This window comes from Bacillus cereus group sp. BfR-BA-01356, assembly GCF_022663635.1.
GTDB lineage: Bacteria > Bacillota > Bacilli > Bacillales > Bacillaceae_G > Bacillus_A > Bacillus_A cereus.
This window is the reverse complement of record NZ_JAKUFX010000285.1, coordinates 1-784: the sequence shown is the minus strand read 5'-3', so window position 1 is coordinate 784 and position 784 is coordinate 1. Positions and strand designations below refer to the sequence as shown.

The window sequence follows — 784 nt, the reverse complement described above, 5'->3', positions numbered from 1 at the left end:
TACTCTTTGGTATAGTGGCCATATTGTCCGTTACAGAGAAGAAATCTTAAAGTGGGTACAAAAATACGAATATAAAAATCATAAGTTGCAAAAGTGGTTTAATAGCCAAGAGAAACAAATATATCCTGATGTTGAGATAGGGCCTCATATTAAGCACAAAGAAATGATTCGAATCAAAGGGAAAGATAGAACCCTAAATGGAATTATTATTGGTCCTATTGGTTCTGGTAAGACATCTAGTTTAATTATTCCAATGATTAATCAAGATTTACACTGGATGGTACGTTTTATAAATAAGTTTGAAAATACGTATAAAAAGAATAATTATGATACCGAAGAAGTAAAAGGAACATTTTTAAATGGGATAACTGTTATTGAACCGAGTAATGATTTATGTCAAAAGGTATTTAAGTTAGTACAAGCACACAAAATTCCTGAAAGTTCAATTTATTATATTGATCCCACAAACCCTGATACCAAAAACATTAATATTTTACGTGGACCAGTTGATAAAGTAGCCGAGGTTTTTGCAATGGTTATCCAGGGTTTGTCGGAATCAAATAATGCATTCTTTGAACAAGCACAACGAAACCACCTTAAGCAACATATTTATTTATTAAAACTACATAACCCACAAAAAGATGTGACCTTTGATGACTTAATAGATATGTACGTGCGCCCATAAGGGTAGATTTAGAATTGATTAAATAGCACTAATCTAGGTTAACTCACGAAAGACCTATTACCAATCACCTCACCTAGAAGGGAAACCTAAAGGGGAAAA

Annotated in this window: 1 pseudogene; it reads left to right on the top strand. The window is 32.4% G+C overall.

The annotated features are described in order from the left end of the window. Nucleotides 1-685: pseudogene (locus MR168_RS34040) on the top strand (conjugal transfer protein TraG); the annotation flags it as partial. Nucleotides 686-784: the final 99 nt, after the last annotated feature.